The following is a 22011-nucleotide window of genomic DNA, read 5'->3' as shown; positions in this document are numbered from 1 at the left end:
CTATCTGCTTATTCTTTAAACACGAATTACATAAAACGTTACTGAGCTTGAAGCGCTTCTTGCTTGTCACCCGTCATGACGAAGTGAAGCTCGCCGCCCGCTTTGATTTCGCTGTGTTTGAAGGTGAAGTTGGCATCCAGCGGTTTGCCGTTGATGGTTACGGACTTCACGTACTTATTGTGTGGGCTGTTGTTGTCTGCGATGACTGTGAACTCGCCGCCTTCCACTGGAATGGTGATTTCATCAAACATAGGACGACCGATGGTGTAGACCGGATCCGCAGGCGTCACTTGGTAGAAGCCCATTGCCGACATCAAGTACCAAGAGCTCATCTGACCCACGTCTTCGTTACCAATCAAGCCGGTTGGCTCGCTGGTGTACATCTCTGACATGATGCGGTCTAGATACTCTTGCGCTTTCCATGGCTCATCCGTTAGCGCGTATAGGTAAGGAATGTGGTGCGATGGCTCGTTACCGTGCATGTACTGACCGATGTAACCCGTTAGGTCTGGCAGCTCTTCACCTGTGTTTGAAGAACGCGCATTGAATAGCTCGTCCAAGTCTTCACGGAAGGCTTTCTCAGGTGTGGTGTCTTTGCCTTGCGCCAAGTCGGCTTGGTAGATTTCTTGTTTCAGACGGTTGAAATCGTGCATTGGTTGGAACTTCCATTGCCACGCGTTCCCTTCGGTGTAGGCAAACTCGTCCACGTAGTAAGGGTCGAACGGTAGCAGCGGACATTTCTCTTTCATCACGCCTGAGCCTTCTGGCCACTCAACCATTTCACACTCATCCAAACGCTCTTCATCAATTGGTTGGTTGAACTCCAAAGGCGGTTTGTTTGGTGATGAGCTTAGCGGGTGGTTTTTCGGACGTAAGAAGCCTGTCTCTGCATCCCAATGGTTAAGCCAGTTGTCGGCACGAGTCATAAACTCTTCTTGCAGTTTTACATCGCCAGCCATGCGCGCGATTTCTGCCATTGCCCAGTCGCCATATGCAAACTCAAGCGTGTAAGACGCACTGTTCCAGTAACCGTGATGAACAAAGCCGTTTTCTTCGTACACCTTCACTTGCACAACGTTTGCTGCGCCGATGTTGTTGTCTTCCGTCCAATCTGGGAATTCAGATGCCTCGTGGTAACGCACCGTAAACTCAGCCGCTTCTTTAGCCAGTTGTGAGTCGATGTCTAAGCCTTTCGCCATCGCGTCAGCAATGATTGAGACCGCAGGGAAGCCGATCATAGTGCCCGTGTAATGGCTGTGCAGTTCCCATTTCGGCAAGATGCCACCGTCTTCGTATTTACGAATCAGGTCGTTGGCAAACTCTTCGGCACGTTCCGGATCGATGATGGTTTTCAGTGGATGCGCTGCACGGAAAGTATCCCACATGGAGTACACGGAGTAGTTTGGTGTGTCGCCCGCGTCTTTTTGAATGCGAGTTCGCATCGCAGGGTATTGACCGTCGACATCTTGGAAAATCATTGGCGCGATAGAAGCGTGGTAAAGCGCGGTGTAGAAGATCTCTTTCTGATCTTCCGTGCCGCCAGATACCATCATGCGGCTAAGCTCTTGGTGCCATGCGTCGTTGGCTTGAGCGCGCGCAGTATCAAATGACACGTCTTTTGCTTCTGCTTCTGCTTCTAGGTTTTTCTCCGCACCTTCTGTGCCTGTTGGTGACAAGCCTACTTGGATTTCTAACGGTGTTGATGATGGTGCGAATTCTAGGTAAGCGATGGTTTTCACTGCGTCGATGTTGTCGTTGTTTACATCGATTTCCGTTTCTGCGCCGTCAACTAGAGCAATGGCTTTGACAATAGGTTGGTTGAAGGTGGCGTAGAAGTACACGTGTTGGTTGTTCGCCCAACCGTTCGAGCTACGCAAACCGCGAATGGTGTAAGCGTCGATGAACTCCAAATCACCCTTCATGGTGCGGTTGTTGAAGTGACCTTTGTTGAGGGTGTGGTCTAAATCGAACTTGATGTGTGGTGTAGTGCCCTCTTTGAAGGTGTAGCGGTGGAAGCCAACACGTTGCGTGGTAGTTAGCTCAGCTTTGATTTCGCCTTTTTTCAGTTCAACCGCGTAGTAACCCGCTTCTGCGGTTTCGTTGTCTTTATCGAAGGTGTTGAAAACGGCGTTTTCTTTCTTGGTGAAAGGCAGAACTAAGATATCACCAAGGTCGGTAATGCCTGTGCCAGAAAGGTGAGTGTGGGAAAAACCATACACTGGGATTTCAGTCAGTTTGCCGTGGTCGAAGTAACCGGCAGCAGAGCCCCAGCCTTCCATTTCAGTATCAGGAGAAAGTTGTACCAAACCGTAAGGCACAACCGCCCCAGGGAAGGTGTGGCCATCTGCGCCTGTACCAATCAATGGATTGACGTATTGGGTTAGCGTGGTGTCGAGGGATGGTGTACCAGAGTTGCTGTTGTCGTCATCACTGTTACAGCCAGCAAGACCAAACATGGCAGCGAGAATAGCGGTAGAGATAAGGGTTCTTTTTAGTTTCATTTTTATGGTTCCACAGAAGTGAAGGTTCTACAGAAAATAAGGGGCGAGGGTGTACCCCTTTATCCCCGTACTACTTGACGTTGCAGCGCTGTCGCCTAGTTACAACGCCAAGTAATTTGGGGGCGTTATTTGAATGGGTGTCAGCTACTGCGCTTTCATCGCTTCAGATTTGTCTGAAGTCATCACGAAATGCAGCTCACCACCGTCTTTCAAATCGCTGTGGGCGAAGCTGAAGTTGTCACTCAATTGTTTGCCGTTGATGGTCACCGACTTAACGTAGATGCTCTCTTGGCTGTTGTTTTCTGAGGTGATGGTGAATTTACCGTCCGCGACTGGAATCACGGCTTTGTCGAACAGAGGACGACCGATGGTGTAACTTGCTTCGCCCGGTGTGACTTGGTAGAAGCCCAATGCAGACATCACGTACCACGCCGACATCTGACCGACGTCTTCGTTACCAATCAGACCTTCATGCGTTGGGTGGTAGAACTCGTTCATCGCTTGGTCGACGATTTCTTGTGTCTTCCAAGGCTCGGCCGTCCAGTTGTATAGGTAAGGCACGTGGTGATCAGGCTCGTTACCCATCACGAACTGACCGATGTAGCCTGACATATCGTGTGATTGGCTCGTGTCGGCGTTGGAGTCCGCATTAAACAGCGCATTCAAGTTAGCGAGGAATGCCGCTTTGCCTTGTTCGGTTACATCTTCTGGAAGAGAGAAGTCAGTGCGGTCGATGTGCTCGCCGCCCATCACGTTGGCTAGACCGTTCAAGTTGTGCGGTGCAAACCATGTCCATTGCCAAGTGTTGCCTTCGGTAAAGTCTTCGCCACGGTGCTCAGCACGGTAAGGCCAGAACACGTCACTTTCGTTGAGCGCTTTGCGGTCTTTACACGCGTTGTAGTCCATACCGTCTGGGATAGACAGTGCCATGTTCTCGTCCAAACATTCGGCTTTCAGGTTGTTCGCCCAAACCTTGCTGCCGCTGTTCATGTAAGCCGGACGCATAAAGCCCGTTGCACCCAATGCGTTGCCTTTGGTGTCTTGCAGTTTGCCGTATTGCTCTGGGTTGTAATCGAAGTAGTTCTTGAACGACTCTGAGCGAGCCATGTAGCGGTCGTACTGTTGGTCGTTGCCCGCAAGTTTAGCGATCTGAGCGATACACCAGTCGTAGTATGCGTTCTCAAGACCGTAAGACACCGATTCGTTCACGAGCTCGTCGTATTTATCGACTTTCAAGCCTTCCACGTAACCCGGTTTTTCGCCAGAGTCCGGCGCCCATTTAGTGTTGGCTGGAATATAGCCGACGTCTTCTTGGTAGTCGTTATGACGCGTCATTACTGTGAAGCGTTTGTCGCCGTTCCAAGCATCTTGGTAAGGCACCCAGCTTTCAGTTTTATCAAGGTTAAAGTTGACCGTTTCGTCAGCGGCTTTCAACGCCAAATCAAACTCAGCTGCGGTAAAGGCTTCTGGGTGTTTGACCATGACATCGGCGATAACTGAGACTGCAGGATGACCGACCATTTCACCAGTGTAATCCGAGTGCAGTTCCCATTTTGGTAGCACGCCACCCGTTTGGTATTTGTTCAATAGATCGCGTGCGTGTTCAATCGCGCGGTCTTTGTCGATGATGGTTTTCAGTGGGTGTGCGGCGCGGAAGGTATCCCACATTGAGTACACTGAGTAGTTCACTAAGCCATCTTCTGCTTGGTGCACTTTGCCATCCATGCCACGGTATTTGCCATCCACGTCTTGGTATAGGAATGGAGCAACAAACGTACGGTAGAGCGAGGTATAGAACATGGTCTTGTCGGCTTTGTTGCCGCCTTTCAGTTCAAACTCGCCAAGGATGTTTTCCCAAGCCACACGGTTTTGTTGTACGACGTTGTCGAAATCCCAACCGTTGGTGTCTGCTTCTAGGTTTTTCAGTGCGCCGTCAACGCCAGTGCCAGAAATCGCTACCTTGACCACTAATGGCTCATCGCTTTTACCAAAGTTCAAATGAGTCAGGACATCGTTTGCGCGTTTTGCCAAACGTTCTGGGTCAGGTTCTGGCTCGCCCGGCATTGGTTTGTGCTCTGCGTAGCCGCGGTAATCTTCCAAGCCGACTTCGGTAGCATCGGTTGGGGTGAGTTTGCTCTCAGAAGCTAACTTGGTGTACAGGTTCTCTTCAATGATTGGATCAGAGAATTCTGCCGCGAAGAACACGGTTTGCCATTGACCCCATTCGTTTGAAGTACGCGCGCCTACGACTGTGGTGTCGTTAACGCGTTTGTAGTAGATGCTGCGAGAGTGGTTGCCGTATTGCTCCAACAGTTCGTGTTGCAGGTCGATACGTACTTTGCGGTCTTCACCCGGCTTGAAGGTGTAACGTTGGAACGCCACGCGGTCGGTTGCCGATAGTTCAGCTTTTACGCCGGTTTCTACAAGGTCAACCGAGTAGTAACCAACCTCTGCCACTTCCGAGCTTTTATCCATTGTCACGGCATCAGTATTGAAACCTGTGTATGGCAAGAAAGCGAAGTCGTTTAGGTCGCCTTTACCTGCGCCAGAAATGTGGGTCATTGAGAAGCCAGAAAGCAAGCTGTGTACTGGGTCGTATTCGACAGGCGAGCCTTTGCCATTCCAACCGTTTGGATCGAAGTTATCTGGTGACGGTTGAATCATACCTTCTGGCATCACTGGCGATGGGTTGACGTTGCCAAGACCTTTAGTGCCGATCAAGGTATCAACGAATTCCAAAGTAGGGGTAGAAATAACCGGAGTTTCTGGATCAGAGTCGCTGCCACAACCAGCAAGACCAAGCATGGCGGTTAACACTGCGGTAGAGAGTAGGGTTCTTTTTAGTTTCATTGTTTTTATTCCACGAGAAAAGGGGACATAAGGTCCCCTCAAAATCATTATTCACCTAGGTTGGCTTGCATTGCTTCAGACTTGTCAGCCGTCATCACGAAGTGCAGTTCGCCGCCTGCTTTGAATTCGCTGTGCTGGAAGGTGTTGTACACATCCAGAGGCTTACCGTTGATGGTCACTTCTTTGATGTACATGTTGTCTGGACCGTTGTTCTCAGCCGTTACCGTGAAGGTGCCAGAGCCAATGTCTACCGTCGCTTTGTCGAAGATTGGACGACCGATGCTGTAGGTTGGATCGGTTGGCGAGATTTGGTAGAAGCCCAGTGCTGACATCAAGTACCAAGCCGACATTTGACCTACGTCTTCGTTACCGATGATGCCGTCTGGCGTCGGTTTGTAGAACTGGTCGTAAACTTGGTCTAGGTATTCCTGCGCCTTGTAAGATTCTTCAGTACGGTTGTACAAGTAGATGACGTGGTGCGAAGGTTCGTTACCGTGAATGTACTGACCGATGTAGCCTGTCATGTCTTGGTGCGCTTCGCCGCCATTTGGATCGGCAGTAAATAGGTTGTTCAGCTTGTCGTTCAGACCTTGCGTGCCGCCCATGATTTCAGTCAGCTTGTCTAAGTCTTGCATGAACGCCCATTGCCACTGCCACGCGTTACCTTCTGTGTAGTAGAACGCGTCAGACTTGTAAGGGTCGAAGTCAGTTGAAGCGTATTTCAGCGCACATGGGTCGCCTTCTTTCAGTTCTGTTGGTACGAAGAAGCCCGTGCCGTCTGCGTTACCTGCTTCTGCATCCCAGTGTTTCAAAGAGTTGTAAGAACGAGCTTTGAACTCTTCGTACGCGTCCATATCGCCAGCAGCTTTCGCCATTTCTGCGATCGTCCAATCGTAGAATGAGAATTCCAACGAGTACGATACTGAGTTCCAGTTCGGGTAACGAACACACTGTTCTTTCTCGTGGTAGTTCAACTGACCAGCCATGAGTGAGCTTAGGATGTCGTCATGAATCTGTGGGTACTCATGCGGTGTGTATCGAGCTGATTTTACTGATGCGGTGTAAGCCTGCTCGGCATCAATCAAGCCTTTGGTTACCGCATCGCCAAGAATCGCTGCCGATGGGTAGCCGATCATGGTGCCAGTTTCTGAGCCGTGACCTTCCCATTTCGGCAATAAACCAAACTCGTCGTTAGATTTACGAATCAAGTCTTTCACGTATAGCGTTGCTTGGTCTGGGTCGATGATGGTCCACATTGGATGAACCGCGCGGAACGTATCCCACGTTGAGTAAATCGAGTAGTTTGGCGTGTCGCCATCTTTCAGTGTGCGCACTGTGCCAAGCATATCCACGTATTGACCATCCACATCGTAGAACTCGATTGGTGCGATCATCATGTGGTACATGCCAGTGTAGAAGTTGGTTTTCTCTGCGTCTGTACCGCCTTCAACTTTGATTTTCGCTAGCTTCTCAGCCCACGCGTATTCTGCGTCTTCTTTCACTTGTGCTAGGTCGAAACTTGGTGCTTCCGCTTCTAAGTTTTTCTGTGCGCCTTGCCAGTTAACTGGAGAGATACCCACGCGGATTTCAATTGGCTCTTCGCCTGTGCCGAAGTTTAGGTAAGCGGTCAGATCATCGCCTGAGTAAACCGCACCATTACGCATTTCGCGGGTTGGTTCTAGATCTTGTTCCCCCAGCAGTGCTTTGGCGATTGGCTGGTTGAATTTCGCGTAGAAGAAGATGTCTTGACCTTGGTGATCTTGCCCTTGGAACCAGCCTGTTGATGTTTTACGACCGCGAATGGTGTATTCGTCCACCACTTCTACTTTGTTCTTCAAAGACTTGCCGTTGTTGTTCATTAGGGTATGACCTAAATCGAACTTCACGTTGCGGTCTGCGCCATCAGCAAAGGTGTATTTGTGCAAACCAACGCGTTTGGTTGCGCTCAGTTCTACTTCGATTTGACCTTGGTTTAGCTTGGTTTTGTAGTAGCCTGCGCTTGCTTCTTCATTGGCTTTGTCGAAAGAGTTCAGTTGTGTGTTCGCCATGTCTGCGTATGGCAGAACCAAGATGTCGCCTAAGTCCGTTGCGCCTGTACCTGAAAGGTGAGTATGGGAGAAGCCGTACAGCGGAACGTCAGTGTTAACCACTTCGCCAGTTTCGTAGTTGGATGAATCCCAGTAGCCAGATGCCGAGTGCCAAGGGTTAAGTCCTGATTCATGGTCTGTGTTAGAACCGATGAAAGTATCTGGAGACAGTTGAACCATACCTGCCGGTACCGTCGCGCCCGGGAATGTATGACCAGAAGCCGCTGTGCCGATCATAGGATCGACGTATTTCAATACCGCAAGATCAACAATTGGATCGCCCGGCAGTGAAGAGGAAGAATCGTTGTCGCTGTTACAGCCAGCCAAGCCACCCGTCAGACCAACCAGGATAGCCAAAGAGATAAGATTACGTTTAAACATGTGCATACCGTTTTGTCGTTATTCGTATATAAAAAGTGTTTATAAGAGACTGTTTATAAAGGACTGCTTATAAAATTTGCTTGTAGGGGTAGCCGGGAGATGCGCTCCCCCGGCTGAGTTGTCACTATTGGGATTAACGAGAACCTGCTGGCATCTCGTCTTCATGCAAGAACTCACCGATGCCTTGTGCTGGTGGAAGATCTTGCTCTAGAGAGCCCCAACGTTGATTAGGTTTGTCGCCCATCACGAACTCCAACTCACCGCCGTACATGATTTCGTCATGAGTCAGGTAAGTACGGTTGAAGTCTTTGCCGTTGTAGCGAGCCGATTGAATGAAGATGTTTTCGCGGCTAACGTTCTTCGCAGTCACCGTGAACTTCTGGTTGTTGCCGACATCGATAGACGCGCTTTCAAACAGCGGAGTACCGATTTCGTAGATGCCAGAAGAAGCGTTCACTGGGTAGAAGCCAAGTGCACGGAACACGAACCACGCAGAGAGCGTACCGAAGTCGTCGTTACCACAAATGCCGTCAGCGGTGTTCTTGTAGCAAATGTTGGTTGCTGCGGCGATGGCTGCCTGACCTTTCCAAGGTTGACCTACGTAGTTGTACAAGTACGGCACGTGGATATCTGGTTCGTTACCTTGAACGTGCTGACCAACGTTACCTGTGTTGAACACTGGGAATTGGTTGTCGCCAGCGTTGCGGTCTGGGTAGGTTGACCAGTACTCATCCAAGCGAGCTGCGAACAAGTCACCGCGTTCTGCTTCAGGGTTTTGTGTCTTGTCGAAGCGCGTCATCAGGTCAATCAAGCCATGAATGTCGTGCTGAACACTGAACGAGTATTGCCAGCCGTTAGACTCAGAGAATGCCCAGTTGAACATGTCTGGACGCCAGTCTTTACCAACCGCGCGACCGGTGATTGGGTCTACCCAACCTGCGTCGATAAACTCGCCATCGTAGTCACGGGCTTTGAACCAACCTTGGTATTGCTTACCACCGAAGTCGAATTGCGCTTGCCAGTTTTTAGAACGGTTAGCGAACTCGGTGTAGCGTGGATCTTCTTCACCAAATACTTCTTTGATCGATTGCGCGATTGCCCAGTCGTTCATTGAGTATTCAAGCGAGTAAGATGCTGTCCAAGAGTCTTTAAATGGTGAGTGACCGCCGTAAGAATCTGGTGGAGTGTCGTGCAATTGCGCTGGCACGTAACCTTGTTCTTCGTACTCTTTGATCCATGCTACGCCTTGGCTCGTTGCGGCGCGCGCGTCAGTGATCATTGCTTCAACTAAACGTTCTTTTACGTCTTTGCGCTCTGCTTCTGTGAAGCCAAGATCGATCATGCGTTTTTCTAGTGAACCTTTCGACAACACATCATGAATCACAGGCGTTGAGTGCATGCCCATCATCATGCCTGTTTCGTTGCCTTTGAATGTCCACTCAGGCAGGCGACCTTTGCGCACGTTGCCTTTGTCATCTACCCATTCTTCTTCGGCATAAGACAGCATAGACAGAACCACGTCTGCTAAGCGGTCTGGCTCAAGAATCGAAGACAACGGTTGAACTGCGCGGTAGGTATCCCACAAAGAGAAAGTGTCGTAACGCGTGAAGTCTGCTTTGCCATCTTTGTTGGCATCGGCAGTGCGGATCGATTCTTTCAGCGTATCGATCTTGTCGCCCCAAGGTGTGTTGCCATCTGGGTAAGCGTTACGACCTTGGTGAACTTGGCGGTAGCGACCATCTAAGTCAGAGTGAATGGTTTGACCTAGGTACGAGTGGTACATCGCGGTGTAGAACGTCTGTTTGTAATCTTCGTCGCCAGAGACTTGGATCTTGCCGAGTTCGTCTTCCCATTTCTTCGTTGCCGCTTCGCGTACTTGGTCGAAGTTCATGCCCGCAACTTCTGTCATGTTAAGAGAAGCACCTGATTTTCCGTTCTCGCCGATCTCAACGTTTGATAGCGCCAATTTCGCTTCAACCGTTAAGCCGTCTTTGGATGTGTCGAATTCAACGTAAGCGCGCGCGTATTGGTACTTGCCGCGTGTCTCGTTACCGATTTCTGCAATGCCTTCGGGCACGTCCATGTAACGACCTTGCTCTTTATCGTAGTAAGCAAAGCGAACGTTTTTGATTGGTTGGTCGAATTCCATCACGAAGAATTCTTTTTGGCTTGGTGCCCAGCCGTCAGAGAAACGGTGACCTTCTAGACGGTTATTGTCTTTGTCCCATTTCAAGTAAGAATCAGAGGTGTAGTCCCAGTTAATTTTGAAGCCAGTGTTCACGATGATTTCTGACTTCTCATCACGAGGGAAGGTGTAGCGGTGCACACCAACGCGATCCGACGCCGTTAACTCGGCTTTGATGTCGTAATCCAATAGATCGACTTTGTAGTAACCTGCTGTCGCTTGCTCGTCACGATGTTGGAAGCGAGACGCTTCTAGGTTTAGCGTTGCTGAACCTTCATCAATCATGTAATCCGAACGCGAGTTGATTGGCATGACGAGAATGTCGTTCAAGTCGCCAGCACCTGCTCCGGAAAGGTGGGTATGAGAGAAACCGGAAGTACGTGCGTCGTGGTAGTAGTAGCCTGAAATGTATTCCCAGCCGTTAGAACCGTTGTTAGGAGAAAGCTGCACCATGCCGTGTGGTGTGGTTGCACCAGGGTAGGTGTTGCCTAGGTTACCTGTGCCGATGAATGGGTTGACGTAGCGTGTAACGTCCATATCGGCGAAATCTACTGGGATGTGAACGCCCATGTCGATTTCAGGTGTTTCTGGGTTTGGCTTGTCATCACAGTCGCCATCGCCAACTGGAGGACATACTGGCTTGCCGCCGTCAGGAATATCCGGCAGTGCAGGGTTGGTGTCACCGCCTTCATAAATGTTGGTTGTGTCGTCGTTACAGCCAGTCAGACCGACTAGACCACTGAGAACTGCGCAAGCGAGTAGGGAAGGTTTGAATTTCATTTTTAAGGCCTTGTAAATTGTAGGGTTGTATAATTAAAAAAATCAGGGGTATTACTAAAACTTAAAAACTTGAAATAGAGCCCTTTGGGGGAAAGGGCTCTTAGGGGGAGGAGCTTAAGGTTTAAGCTTTCACAAGAGTCGCTGCGTTACGCATCGCTTCTTTCGTTGAACACTCAACAACGTTTGCTTTTGCAAAGCGGTGAGCGTCTTTTACTTGGATATCGTGAGCTAGAATAACCAGCTTCGCGTTTGCTACATCTAGGTCAGTGATGCGGTTCTGGATACCGTTTTGACCTTGAGTTTCTACTTTGATTTTCAGACCTGCTGCTGCACCTGCTTTCTCTAGTGCTTTCGCTGCCATGAATGTGTGTGCTACGCCAGATGGGCAACATGTTACTGCTACGATGTCGTACTCGCCTTCGCCTGCTACTGGAGCCGCTTGAGCTTGTGCAGGTGCTGCTTCTGCGATTTCGTCTTCTGCTTCTTCTTCAGCTACTGGTTTCCAGAAGCCAACGATAACTGCTGTTGTTAGTGAGCCTAGTGCGATACCCACAACATACATTGGGATGTTGCTTGATACAGGTGCTGTGATTAGACCGCCCCATGGTGCGTGTAGTAGTACGTCTGTTAGGAAGCCGAACACACAGCCAACGATACCACCAGCAACGATTGAAGGAAGAACGCGTACAGGGTCGTTTGCTGCGAATGGGATAGCACCTTCAGAGATACCGATAGAACCCATGATTGCTGCTGCTTTACCTGCTTCTTGCTCTTGTTTAGTGAACTTCTTTTTGAATAGGAATGTTGCTAGTGCCATACCTAGAGGAGGCGTACAGATTGCGATACCAACACCACCCATTAGCCATGGTTGAGTATCAACTTGAGTTTGAGCGAATAGCGTTGCTACTTTGTTGATAGGGCCGCCCATATCGAATGCAGTCATACCACCAAGAATCGTACCTAGAACCACTTTAGAGGCGCCAGCCATAGAAGCTAGGAATTCGTTCATAGAAGCCATGAAGATCTTGATTGGCTCACCGATACCCCAAAGAACGATACCTGCAGAGATAAGCGTACCAACAAGCGGGTAGATAAAGTAAGCGCCCAACGCAGTCATGTTAGCAGAAAGAGGGATCTTCTTAAGTTGTAGAACTACACCACCAGCGATAAAACCAGCGACGATACAACCTAGGAAGCCGCCGCCCATGTCAGCCATGATGCCAGAAGAGATCATCGCTGGAGCAAGTGCCGGTTTGTCTGCAATTGAGTAACCAATGAAGCCACCAAGAATAATTGGGAACAGCACCAGACCTTTAATACCGATATTAGAAATATCCGCCAATAAACCGTCCGCAGGAACCGCACCTTTACCTGATGCCATTACCGCCAGCGCCAGTAGTACACCACCCGCAACGATAAATGGAAGCATGTGAGAAGTACCGAATAAAAGGTGACCTTTCATGGTACTTAGGAGTTTTTTGAAATCGCTATTATTGCTAGCTTGAGCTGTGATTGTACTCATAATTTCACGCCTTATGAATTAATTAAAATATTTAGTATTTGGTTTTCGTCTTTTGCGTTATGAATATCTTCAATAAACTCTTCGCTAAATTTTCCGAATAATTCTTGAAGAACATAAATATGGTGGTCGGCACCGTTATCAGGTGAAGCAATCATGAAGAATACGGTTGGTTTGACTCCCTCTTCGTCGCCATACTCGATGCCTTCGCGCTTTACGCCAACAGCGATTGCAGGCTCTGTCACCGCTTTGCTTTTTGCGTGTGGGTATGCGATGCCGTCCATTGAAGTCACGCTTAATGCTTCACGTGCTTCGATGTCGGTTAAAAAAGCCTCTTTGCTGCTTATTCGATTATTTTCGAATAGCATTTGCGCTAGCTCTTCAAAGACTTCTTTTTTATTATTTGCTTGAAGGTTGCCGTTAATTAAATTGACGTTTGTTAGTTCTGTAATCATTTTGTGACTCATTGGTACTGAAGTAATGAGTCAAATTTAATTAATGAAGTGGTTTTCGGAAATAGTAAAAAAAATACAATAACTATACTTTTGTATCACCCAAGCTTAAGTGTGATAGCCGTCATTAATAACGAGGAATATTATAAAATTTATTATGTGATTTATATTCCAGTTATTTTGAAATTAATAATGAAGCTTAAAAATAAACGAGAAGGGAATCAAATATGGTTCAATTTTGCTATAAAAAAGAGGCTTTGTGCTAAATCTCCTCCAATAACCCTTTTAATAGCTCTATTTTCTATCTCTTTGAGAAAAGACATAAAGCGAGCAGCACTCTTGTTTTGAGCGCTTGTCGGGTTCAATGGTACAGGTTGCCCGTTGGCAATAGATTTATCACCACGCTCCTTCGTCGCGGAGCGGAGTGATGGCTTAGGAGAACTGCTAGTGAACTTAGCTAGTCCCTCCCCTTGAGACACATTGGCGAATGTCAGCTCCGAATCTGAAGCCAAGAGGAGGTTAGGAGGGGTTAGTACGCTGGATTTGGCTTATCCATTAAGACGGATTTTTGTACTTATGCAGCAAATCTAACGGGATATGGCAGTAGTCGTTTGGAAAGCGCGTGAGTCGGTCTTGGTGCTCATCATCACTTGGCACGTAGTTTGTGAGTGGCAGCACTTCTACGGCGATTTTATCGGCATCCGGTCTTGCTGCGATAAACGCTTTAGCAATCGTTAGGTGTTGCTCGTTTTGGCTATAAACACCGGTACGGTACTTTTCACCTACGTCTTTACCTTGCTTGTTAACACTGTGCGGGTCGATGATCTCAAACAGATACCCCATTAAAGTTTCAACCGAAACTTGTTCAGGGTCGAATTGGGTTTTCACGCATTCTGCGTAACCATCGTATTCGGATTGAGTGTTATCCGTCGTGCCATTTGCTCGTCCTGCTTCGGTGCTAATTACGCCGGGAAGGTGACGCATAAATTCTTGAACGCCCCAAAGGCAGCCGCCTGCGAAGTAAATCTCTTCCATCATTTTATCCTGTAAAACTTTGCGCCATTATGGACATCACTTTCGCTCAAACACAACTCCAACCATAGATTTAATGACTCATCGATGAGCAGTTCGGACATAAAACAGGAACAACTCGGTGGTGATTTGCTCTCTTTTTTGTGCTGCTTTTCCTCGTTAGATTGAGCGCAGTTAAGAGCTAAGGGGAATCCCAATGAAAATTGAACATATCGCGATTTGGACAGAACGTTTGGAAGAGTTAAAAGCCTTCTATGAGAAATATTTTAACGTGATGTCTAACGATAAATACCACAACCCAACTAAGCAGTTTTCATCTTACTTTCTTTCGTTTGAAAGTGGTGCACGATTGGAGTTAATGTCGATGGAAGGCGTGACCGCTTGTGAAAAATCTCATGCGATGCAGATAACAGGATTAGCACACTTTGCCTTCGCTTTAGGATCAGAGCAGGCGGTGGAACAATTAACCAAAACCTTAGTAGATGATGGCTACCAATGGATCGACGGTCCGAGACAAACGGGTGATGGTTACTACGAAAGCTGCGTATTAGATCCGGATGGCAACCGTCTAGAGCTTACGGTGTAACGCAGCTTCGCTTATTTCTATCGTTCACAGGCTGCTTTCATATGAAAGTGTTCGGGCGTATACTGCAAGCTCATTAATAAGGAGTGAGCCTGTGAACCCAAGACAAAATGAAATCCTGCAATTAGTGAATGATCGTAAACGCGTTCAAGTCACGGAGCTTTCTGACATTATCGGCGTGTCGGGCGTGACCATCAGGCAGGATTTGAATTTTCTGGAGCAACAGGGCTATCTAAAGCGCGTACACGGCGCAGCTACCGCATTGCAAAGTGATGATATTGATACCCGATTAGAAGTCCGTTTCGATATTAAACAATCACTTGCAAATAAAGCGGCGGACTTGGTATCACCAAACGAAACCGTATTGATCGAGGGCGGCAGTGCTAATGCGCTCTTGGCTCGCACTTTAGCTGAACGCGGCGATGTGACCATCATTACCCCATCGGCGTACATCGCCCATCTCATCCGTAACACCTCAGCTAACATCATCTTGCTTGGTGGTGTGTATCAGCATCAAGGTGAGAGCCTCGTTGGCCCGCTCACCAAACTCTGTATTGAGAACATTCACTTCAGCACGGCTTTCTTGGGTATAGACGGATTTCACCAAGACACTGGTTTTACTAGCCGAGACATGATGCGTGCCGACATCGCAGAGGCCATTCTGGCAAAGAATAGACGTAACATCGTACTGACGGACTCCAGTAAGTTTGGACAGATTTATCCTTCTTCAATTGGAAATACCAACGAAATATCGGTGTTGTTAACTGACAAAGCCGCTCCGAAAAGCGACCTTGAGCAAATCAAAAAGCTAGGTGTGGAAGTGGTGTTGGGGTAAGTACTAATTGCTCTCCGACCATACTGCGAATTCATTTCCACTTGGTTCGGTGAAGTGGAATCGGCAGCCGCCGGGAAATTCGAAAATAGGGCGGATAATTTTTCCACCATGCTGCTCAACTTTTATCTGCGTGGCCTGAATATCTGAGCTATAAAACACTAAAAGTGCGCCACCATTTGCGGTTTGGTTTACAAACTCAGATTTGAAGAATCCGCCATCTAACCCTTGTCCTGAAAATGCAGAGTATTCAGGACCATAATCGATAAAAGTCCAGTCAAAGGCACGCTCAAAAAATTGTTTTGTAGCGTTAATATTGGTGGAACCAAATTCGACGTAATTCAATTTTTCATGTTGATGCATAGTGAAATCCTTCTCGGTTACTATCGTCTCTAGGCGAATTTTTCTACGATGATGTCATCCGCTTTTTCGACAAATAATGCGCCTTGATCCTTGAGCTCTGTCAGCACATTTTCAACATTATCAGGCAGCACTGCGCGAGTTGAAGCAAGGTTGACCACCACATTGTAGCCAAGATCCAGTGCTTGCATGACGGATTTCTTCACACAAAAATCTAGCGCGAGACCACCGATCACTAGGGTATCAATCCCGTTGAATTTTAGAAATTCATGTGCACCTGTCGTTTTAGTATCGGCAATATCATGGAAGAAAATACCGTAAGGATGCGCATCAGGATCCATGCCTTTATTAACTTGAAAATCATAGTCCAAAACAGGTGGTAAACCGTCTAGCAGTTCAGAACCTGTTGTGCCAAGTACACAATGGCGGTTCCATTTTATATCCACATTGGGTAGACCGACGGGTTCAAGCATGTTGGCTGGTGTTTCGGCATCCCATTTTGCTTTTGGTGGGTGTAAGTCACGACTGACCAGTTTTAATCGGCCTTTGGCATGATTACTCAGAAGCTCCGGTACGATTTCCAACGCACCTGCAACGGGCAGTTCATTTGGACATAACTCGCTAAAGCCTTTCTCTGGATCAACGTCGATCACTGCTGTAGTTTGATAGTTTACTCGAACAGTCATGGCAGACTCCTTGTCTGTCTGATTGCCTGCGTTTATCCACGCAAACAGTTTTGAAAAAAGGTTACTTCGTCGCTGGTCAGCGTATATACCATTGCGGGTTTTCCACCTTTGCCTTTGTTGGTAGAAGCGACTTTATTGGTGGGTTTTAGTACGCCTGAATCTATCAAGCGGCGCTTAATCGTCATTCGGCTAATATCAATACCAAACTCTTGATAAGCAGAAATGATGTCGGCAACCAAAAACTCTTTGTCTAATGCAAACAAAAGAACCGATGTGTATTCAATGGATGCACGAAGCTTCTGCCACGCTTTTTCAATGGTTTTTTGATGGTCAAACGCGAGGGTCTCTTCTCCATTGAGTATAGACTGTAGCGAAAACCATTTAAGTTGGCACTCTGGTACACCTGCATTGTTGATTTGCTCTACATTGTTACGATCGACCAAGGCGTAGTGCGTAATGTTTAAGCTCCAGTCTTCTGGATCACGCTTGGGATCGCCGTCGATAAACGCTTCACTAAAGTGACGAGGGTAAGTATGGATTTTCTCGCGGCAAATTCGGCGACGCGCCGCGTCAAAGTTTTCATCGGCCGGGCGTCCGCCTTCACTGGTTAAGTCTTTATCAAAGACAAATCCGCCCGGTAGTGCCCAGACTCCATGGTATGGCCGATTTGGATTTGAACGTTTAATCAACAACACTTCCAATCCCTTATCGGCACAGCCAGATAGCCTGAATGGAATAATGTCGACAGATACGATCATGGTTGGGTCCTAATATTGATTTGTAAGTAATCTAGCGCATAACAAGTGGTCAATCAATGGGTAAGTAACGAGTTGTGCGAAACGTTTTTGGTAGTGCTTCATAGTACGCCTTGAGTATAAATCTACGAATGAATCTGACTTATTCACAATCTGTGTGTGAATTCTAGACAGAAAAACCTTATAAAAATGAGTGGTTAGTAACAAAAGTTGACAAACTATAGATGGGTGTTTATTGTTTACGCAAATTAGTTAGTAACAAAAAGTTATATACCCAGGAAGGGCGTGTAGAAGGGCACCTAATGACCACCAAACTATTTTCTTCCCGCATCATTCAAAGCGCTTTGGATTTTGATGTTTACAAAGTCAATATGATGAGCGCAGTAACAGCGCTTTACCCTGATGCGATGGTGTCATACAAGTTTATTGTGCGTAGCGAGGAAGATCTCTCTGAACTGCTACCAGAGGTAAAAGCAGAAGTTCTTAAACTGCAAGACATTCAATTTACGCAAGAAGAAATCGAATACATCAAGCGTGTCGCGCCTTACCTGAATCCTGATTTTGTTGATGCATTGCGCCATTTCCGGTTTAACCCGCAAAGTGATGTCTCTTTCCATAATAAAGCCATGGCTGATGGCTCAAGCCAGTTACGCATTACTATCAATGGTTTGTGGCGAGATACTATTTTGTACGAAACGATCATAATGAGTATCGTGTCTGAAGTTCGTAGCCGTCAGCGTTGGTCAGATATCCCTGTAGCGCAATTTACCACCGTTTTAGGAGAAAAAGTTCGGTACCTAAAATCCGAACTAAAGCGTCGTAACATCACTAACTTTAAGTTTTCTGATATGTCGACGCGTCGACGTTTTTCCTTTCAAGCTCAGCGCACCATGATGGAGTTCTTGTGCCAGGAAGTGCCGGAATGTTTGACAGGAACAAGCAACTACCACTTAGCAAAAGAACTGAATTTAACGCCTATCGGTACCGTTGCTCATGAATGGTTTATGGGCCATCAAGCTCTGGTGAATGTGCGAGATTCGCAAAAAGTGGCTTTGCAACGTTGGCAAAAAATGTTTAACGGTGCACTAGGTATTGCACTGACCGACACGATTGGTATTGATGCCTTCCTTAAAGACTTTGATGAAGAGCTAAGTAACGCGTATTTCGGTGTACGTCACGATAGTGGTTGCCCTTATAGCTGGGGTGAAAAAATGATTGCACACTATCAGTCGCTTAATATAGACCCGTTAACAAAAACGCTGGTGTTTACAGACGGACTTAACTTCGAACAAGCGTTAGATATTTGCGAGTATTTCCAGGGACGTATTCAGGTGAGTTTCGGTATCGGTACTTTTCTTGCGAATGATATGGGTGATTATGTCAATAAAGCGGGTGAAGCCTACCAGCCACTTTCTATCGTGATCAAAATGGTCACGTGCAATGGTTCACCAGTCGCAAAAATCAGTGACGAACCTGAGAAAGCCATGTGTGAAGATATCTTCTTTTTGATGAACCTCAAGCGCCGCTTCGAGCAACCTCTTGATTTAAATGAGTGTCGTAAACTGATTGATCGTCTAGAAACTGAAGGTCAAAACTATCTCATCGACGCGTAGGCGTTATCCCTCCTTCTTGATAAGCACCCTCTATCGTTACGACAAATTTATATAGACAAACGTAGAGGGTGATTTCGTTATAGTAATACGCAGAAGTAACCAGATACAGCGTAGGAAAGCACTCGAAAATGAGGTTGTTTTTTTGATGTGCTATGTGCCTATGATTGGTGTAAATCGATAAGTTACAGCATCGTGGAAGGTGTATTTTCATCGGACACTAAACTCAGTCTAATCACGTAGTTTATTCCCATGTACCATGAGGTCACTCGGGTATAGACGTCTATCTGCTTTTATGACTTTGGGCTTCGCGTAATTGCTTGAATCAGGAGTCAAAATGAACCTAGTAGTACATTTGCAAAAGAAAGCGATCCGAAAATATGGCTATGAGATGGCCACTCGTCAAGCATGGAAATGTGGCATCAAGGCAAATCTTGTTAAGCGCGTGATCGGCCTTTTTAAAGGACAAATTGTTTGTGTGATTGAAGGTTGTCGCGCAGAGTTTTCTTCTCCTCTTAATAACCCCCTTCACGAAGATGACAAGCAAGGGCGATATGTGTTTGTTGGCGGTGTATGCTGGGAACCAAACAACATTATTGCTCCTGGTTTTCCTGACTTTATGTTTATGCACGTGCGTAACCTGAGTCACCGTCATAAGTATTTAACGGATGACGAACTGTTTTTAAGCTTGGCTTAAAAATAAGCCTCATAGGTTAATCAAGCCTAACCATAATCAGTAATGATACGGTTTTAGCTTAGTTGACATTCTGTTGAGTGTTTCTTGACGTACCTTTTATAAAACAGTGTTTCTTTACTCGTTAATGACAGAGGGTTTGTTTTCGCCTGATGTGATTTCCTAATTGCGATTTACTATACCGCTCATCAAAGCAAACCATACTGGGATGTAAATCATGAATATGAAATCTATCGCAATTGCAACGGCAGTTGTTGCTGTACTAGCAGGCTGTAAAGACAAAACGCCACCAGCTCCAACCCAAGCAAACATTACTTTGGTTGAAGCGGTGACTGAAACCGTGAAAAATCCACACCAAGTATGTAAAGACGTGGTAGTAACGGAGCAAGTTGCTCCTACGGATGATAATAAAATAATTGGTACGGTCGGCGGCGCAGCAGCTGGCGCGGCATTGGGTAACCAAATCGGTGGCGGCTCAGGTAAAGTGATTGCAACTGCAGCTGGTACGATCGCTGGTGCATTAACGGGTCGTAAGATTCAGGAGAACGTGCAACAAGGCGATGTAGTGACAACGACGAAAAAGCAGTGCCACACAGAATACACAACATCTGAAAAAGTAGTGGGTTACGATGTCACTTATGAAGTTTCAGGTGCGCCAACGACGGTTCGCTTAGCGAGCAAGCCAGCGACAAAAACGTTCCCAATTCAAGATGGCAAAGTTGTTCTTCCGCAATAACTAGCTCCCCAACCGAAGTAATTAACAAGCCCTTTTATCTTGAGATGAAAGGGCTTTTTCACATAAGCGGTGTTTTCATCTATTTTCCCGCGGGAATGTGCAGCCAGAATTACCAGCTAATTTCAGCGTTCGATACAATCACTTTTCGAAAAGTACGAACGGAAAAAACATGGAAGATTTTTACCTGACCGATCGCGGTTTAGCTGGTTATTTCGAAGCGCAATGGTTCGACAAGTTCATCGAAGATAAGCAGATTGAGACGATAACCAGTCGCTCAAAACAAGTCCCACTCTCTTTTTTGTCATCACCACATTGTTCCCAAGTCGCTGACTTTATTGCGCAGACGGCACTTGAGAGCGGCGTTCAGCCGTGTTCCCTACTTGAGGTTGGGGCGGCCCTGGGAAGAAACTATTATGAGTTAGTGCAACGCTTACCTAGCCTTAAAGAAGCGACGCTGGTTGAGCCTTCAAATAGGTTAATGGATGGCTTTAAGCAGCTTTTAATAGAAGAACAACGGGTCGAGTTAACTTATCTGTACGATGTGAACACCATAAACACGTTAGAAGTAGAGAATAGAGATATCGTGCAAAAATGTGCTCATGTTGATTTGACGCTGATTAACCAACCTTTTGAGCACGATACTCTCCAGTCTAGCTTTGATTTAGTCGTATGTTTAAATGTGATTGATCAATGTGAGTCGCCACTTAGCGTGATCAATGCTCTAAAAAAAACCACTAAGGTTGGTGGGCTGATCGTTGTCTCTTGCACTTATCAGTGGAACGCGAAACACATCAAAAATGAAGACGAAGCGGTCGATGATATCAAAGCGTACTTTGCTGAAGGTTGGCGTTTAGTATCGGAAGCCGATCATGAATATCGCATCCGGTTTAATGATCGTTTTGCAAGGCAGTTTTTATCTCATGTGGTCGCTTACATCAGAATGGATTAGAGCTACATAAAAAAACCGAGCACTTACGACTCGGTTTTTTAGTCCTTGAGATAGAGCGCGATTTTAAGTAACGTGCGCCTCTTTTTGTTCTCGCTCTTGCTGAGCTTGCAGCTTTTTCTTGCGACGTTCTCGTTTAGAAAGCCAAACCAGCGGCACAACAATCATTATTGTTCCTATCGCCATGAATATGTCTGGCACTTCTCCAAACCAGATTAATCCCACAAACACGGCACCAATTAAGCCACTGTATTCAGCGCTGGCAATTTTGTTGCTATCAATCGAGCGGTAAGCGATCACACATGTTGCCGCATAAATCATGATGAACAAACTTGAGCCAGCAGCGACAGGGAAAGCACTCCAGTCCCAAGGTTCCGCTTCGATCAGAACAAGTAAGAAAGCCACGGGAATACCTGCCAAGTTTGTCATTAATAGCGTTTGCATCACAGACTGATTTTTTGGCAGTTTTCGAATGAGCAAGTTATTGATTGCTAAAGTAATTGCAACAACTAAAGCTGAAATCGCTGCCCAATCGATTTGGTCTGGACGAATGATGACCAATACACCGGCAAAGCCCATTATCGCAGCGGCGACCGATTGCTTAGATAACTGTTCTCCAAAAAAGATTGCTGCAAGCGGCAACATGATCAATGGCGCGGCGTAGAAGATTGCGTTCGCAGTTGCGAGCGGTAAAGATGAAATCGCCAAAACCATAAATATAGCACCAAGCAACCACACGTGAGCGCGGACAGCATGCCATTTAAATCCTTCAAGAAAATGAGTCTTTTTTGTCAGCAAGCAGACAGGCAGTAGGAAAAGCACTGCGGAAATTTGTCGGAAAAAGACAAACTGAAAAATAGGCACTTCATTTCCGACACTTTTAATTAAAGAGTCCGAAAGCACCGCAATGAGATTCCCAACAATTAATAGCAGCATAGCTGCGCCGACCGATGTAACTTTCACTTATTTCCTCTCCTCTTTCTTTGCCAAAGAGTAGGTGATGTCATAGGATGAAGTGAAGT

Annotated in this window: 17 protein-coding genes; 6 read left to right on the top strand and 11 right to left on the bottom strand. The window is 46.8% G+C overall.

Annotated elements, in window-relative coordinates; genetic code table 11:
* Window positions 1–38 precede the first annotated feature (38 nt).
* From B7360_RS08600 to B7360_RS08565, 7 genes are all read right to left on the bottom strand, one after another.
* Window positions 39–2501, bottom strand: coding sequence for a GH92 family glycosyl hydrolase (locus tag B7360_RS08600; RefSeq protein WP_085343302.1), 2463 nt, complete (start codon window positions 2499–2501; stop codon window positions 39–41).
* 144 nt (window positions 2502–2645) lie between these two features.
* Window positions 2646–5351, bottom strand: a complete 2706-nt coding sequence (locus tag B7360_RS08595; protein ID WP_085343301.1) for a GH92 family glycosyl hydrolase — start codon at window positions 5349–5351, stop codon at window positions 2646–2648.
* A gap of 47 nt (window positions 5352–5398) precedes the next feature.
* A complete protein-coding gene (locus B7360_RS08590) occupies window positions 5399–7819 on the bottom strand; it encodes a GH92 family glycosyl hydrolase (RefSeq protein WP_025553349.1) in 2421 nt (806 codons plus the stop codon).
* 133 nt (window positions 7820–7952) lie between these two features.
* Window positions 7953–10784, bottom strand: coding sequence for a GH92 family glycosyl hydrolase (locus B7360_RS08585; protein ID WP_085343300.1), 2832 nt, complete (start codon window positions 10782–10784; stop codon window positions 7953–7955).
* Window positions 10785–10905: 121 nt separating this feature from the next.
* Window positions 10906–12306, bottom strand: a complete 1401-nt coding sequence (locus B7360_RS08580; RefSeq protein WP_085343299.1) for a fructose-specific PTS transporter subunit EIIC — start codon at window positions 12304–12306, stop codon at window positions 10906–10908.
* A gap of 11 nt (window positions 12307–12317) precedes the next feature.
* Window positions 12318–12758: a PTS sugar transporter subunit IIA gene (locus tag B7360_RS08575; RefSeq protein ID WP_085343298.1), complete on the bottom strand. Its 441-nt coding sequence runs from the start codon at window positions 12756–12758 to the stop codon at window positions 12318–12320.
* Window positions 12759–13310: 552 nt separating this feature from the next.
* Window positions 13311–13790: a peptide-methionine (S)-S-oxide reductase gene (locus B7360_RS08565; RefSeq protein ID WP_085343296.1), complete on the bottom strand. Its 480-nt coding sequence runs from the start codon at window positions 13788–13790 to the stop codon at window positions 13311–13313.
* A gap of 193 nt (window positions 13791–13983) precedes the next feature.
* Between B7360_RS08565 and B7360_RS08560 the strand changes: the two genes are divergently transcribed.
* Both B7360_RS08560 and B7360_RS08555 read left to right on the top strand, forming a co-directional pair.
* On the top strand, window positions 13984–14373 hold the full coding sequence (locus B7360_RS08560) for a VOC family protein (RefSeq protein WP_085343295.1): 390 nt from the start codon (window positions 13984–13986) through the stop codon (window positions 14371–14373).
* A 91-nt stretch (window positions 14374–14464) separates the two neighbouring features.
* Entirely contained in the window at window positions 14465–15205 is a 741-nt protein-coding gene (locus B7360_RS08555; protein ID WP_053808097.1) for a DNA-binding transcriptional regulator YciT, read from the top strand.
* 3 nt (window positions 15206–15208) lie between these two features.
* Here the strand turns inward: B7360_RS08555 and B7360_RS08550 are convergent, their stop codons facing one another.
* The 3 genes from B7360_RS08550 to B7360_RS08540 are packed head-to-tail and all read right to left on the bottom strand — an operon-like array spanning window position 15209 to window position 17006.
* The gene (locus B7360_RS08550; RefSeq protein WP_046873826.1) at window positions 15209–15565 is read right to left on the bottom strand and encodes a VOC family protein; all 357 of its coding nucleotides are present in this window, start codon (window positions 15563–15565) and stop codon (window positions 15209–15211) included.
* A gap of 29 nt (window positions 15566–15594) precedes the next feature.
* Window positions 15595–16248 (bottom strand): isochorismatase family protein, encoded by a 654-nt coding sequence (locus tag B7360_RS08545; RefSeq protein WP_005392655.1) that lies wholly within the window; start codon window positions 16246–16248, stop codon window positions 15595–15597.
* Between the two features lie 32 nt (window positions 16249–16280).
* Window positions 16281–17006 carry an NUDIX domain-containing protein gene (locus B7360_RS08540; protein WP_085343294.1) on the bottom strand — a complete coding sequence of 242 codons (726 nt, stop codon included), beginning with the start codon at window positions 17004–17006 and terminating at the stop codon, window positions 16281–16283.
* A gap of 299 nt (window positions 17007–17305) precedes the next feature.
* Between B7360_RS08540 and pncB the strand changes: the two genes are divergently transcribed.
* The 4 genes from pncB to B7360_RS08520 all read left to right on the top strand — a co-directional run bounded on the left by pncB (window position 17306) and on the right by B7360_RS08520 (window position 20992).
* On the top strand, window positions 17306–18616 hold the full coding sequence (gene pncB / locus B7360_RS08535; RefSeq protein ID WP_085343341.1) for a nicotinate phosphoribosyltransferase: 1311 nt from the start codon (window positions 17306–17308) through the stop codon (window positions 18614–18616).
* 334 nt (window positions 18617–18950) lie between these two features.
* A complete protein-coding gene (locus B7360_RS08530) occupies window positions 18951–19310 on the top strand; it encodes a hypothetical protein (RefSeq protein ID WP_006741341.1) in 360 nt (119 codons plus the stop codon).
* A 214-nt stretch (window positions 19311–19524) separates the two neighbouring features.
* Window positions 19525–20043, top strand: a complete 519-nt coding sequence (locus B7360_RS08525; protein WP_005392659.1) for a glycine zipper 2TM domain-containing protein — start codon at window positions 19525–19527, stop codon at window positions 20041–20043.
* A 169-nt stretch (window positions 20044–20212) separates the two neighbouring features.
* A complete protein-coding gene (locus B7360_RS08520; RefSeq protein ID WP_085343293.1) occupies window positions 20213–20992 on the top strand; it encodes a methyltransferase domain-containing protein in 780 nt (259 codons plus the stop codon).
* A gap of 63 nt (window positions 20993–21055) precedes the next feature.
* Here B7360_RS08520 and B7360_RS08515 read toward each other — a convergent pair whose 3' ends face one another.
* Window positions 21056–21952: a DMT family transporter gene (locus B7360_RS08515; protein WP_046873824.1), complete on the bottom strand. Its 897-nt coding sequence runs from the start codon at window positions 21950–21952 to the stop codon at window positions 21056–21058.
* Window positions 21953–22011 lie beyond the last annotated feature (59 nt).

The sequence above is a fragment of the Vibrio sp. ArtGut-C1 genome (genome assembly GCF_002105475.1).
Lineage (GTDB): Bacteria > Pseudomonadota > Gammaproteobacteria > Enterobacterales > Vibrionaceae > Vibrio > Vibrio diabolicus.
The sequence above is the reverse complement of the archived record's forward strand: the minus strand, read 5'-3'. Positions and strand labels throughout refer to the sequence as shown.

Bases quoted from the DNA above. Each gene is read 5' to 3' on its own strand.
- B7360_RS08600 (WP_085343302.1), bottom strand. From the start codon at position 2,501: ATGAAACTAAAAAGAACCCTTATCTCTACCGCTATTCTCGCTGCCATG.
- B7360_RS08595 (WP_085343301.1), bottom strand. From the start codon at position 5,351: ATGAAACTAAAAAGAACCCTACTCTCTACCGCAGTGTTAACCGCCATG.
- B7360_RS08590 (WP_025553349.1), bottom strand. From the start codon at position 7,819: ATGTTTAAACGTAATCTTATCTCTTTGGCTATCCTGGTTGGTCTGACG.
- B7360_RS08585 (WP_085343300.1), bottom strand. From the start codon at position 10,784: ATGAAATTCAAACCTTCCCTACTCGCTTGCGCAGTTCTCAGTGGTCTA.
- B7360_RS08580 (WP_085343299.1), bottom strand. From the start codon at position 12,306: ATGAGTACAATCACAGCTCAAGCTAGCAATAATAGCGATTTCAAAAAA.
- B7360_RS08575 (WP_085343298.1), bottom strand. From the start codon at position 12,758: ATGATTACAGAACTAACAAACGTCAATTTAATTAACGGCAACCTTCAA.
- B7360_RS08565 (WP_085343296.1), bottom strand. From the start codon at position 13,790: ATGGAAGAGATTTACTTCGCAGGCGGCTGCCTTTGGGGCGTTCAAGAA.
- B7360_RS08560 (WP_085343295.1), top strand. From the start codon at position 13,984: ATGAAAATTGAACATATCGCGATTTGGACAGAACGTTTGGAAGAGTTA.
- B7360_RS08550 (WP_046873826.1), bottom strand. From the start codon at position 15,565: ATGCATCAACATGAAAAATTGAATTACGTCGAATTTGGTTCCACCAAT.
- B7360_RS08545 (WP_005392655.1), bottom strand. From the start codon at position 16,248: ATGACTGTTCGAGTAAACTATCAAACTACAGCAGTGATCGACGTTGAT.
- B7360_RS08540 (WP_085343294.1), bottom strand. From the start codon at position 17,006: ATGATCGTATCTGTCGACATTATTCCATTCAGGCTATCTGGCTGTGCC.
- pncB (WP_085343341.1), top strand. From the start codon at position 17,306: ATGACCACCAAACTATTTTCTTCCCGCATCATTCAAAGCGCTTTGGAT.
- B7360_RS08530 (WP_006741341.1), top strand. From the start codon at position 18,951: ATGAACCTAGTAGTACATTTGCAAAAGAAAGCGATCCGAAAATATGGC.
- B7360_RS08525 (WP_005392659.1), top strand. From the start codon at position 19,525: ATGAATATGAAATCTATCGCAATTGCAACGGCAGTTGTTGCTGTACTA.
- B7360_RS08520 (WP_085343293.1), top strand. From the start codon at position 20,213: ATGGAAGATTTTTACCTGACCGATCGCGGTTTAGCTGGTTATTTCGAA.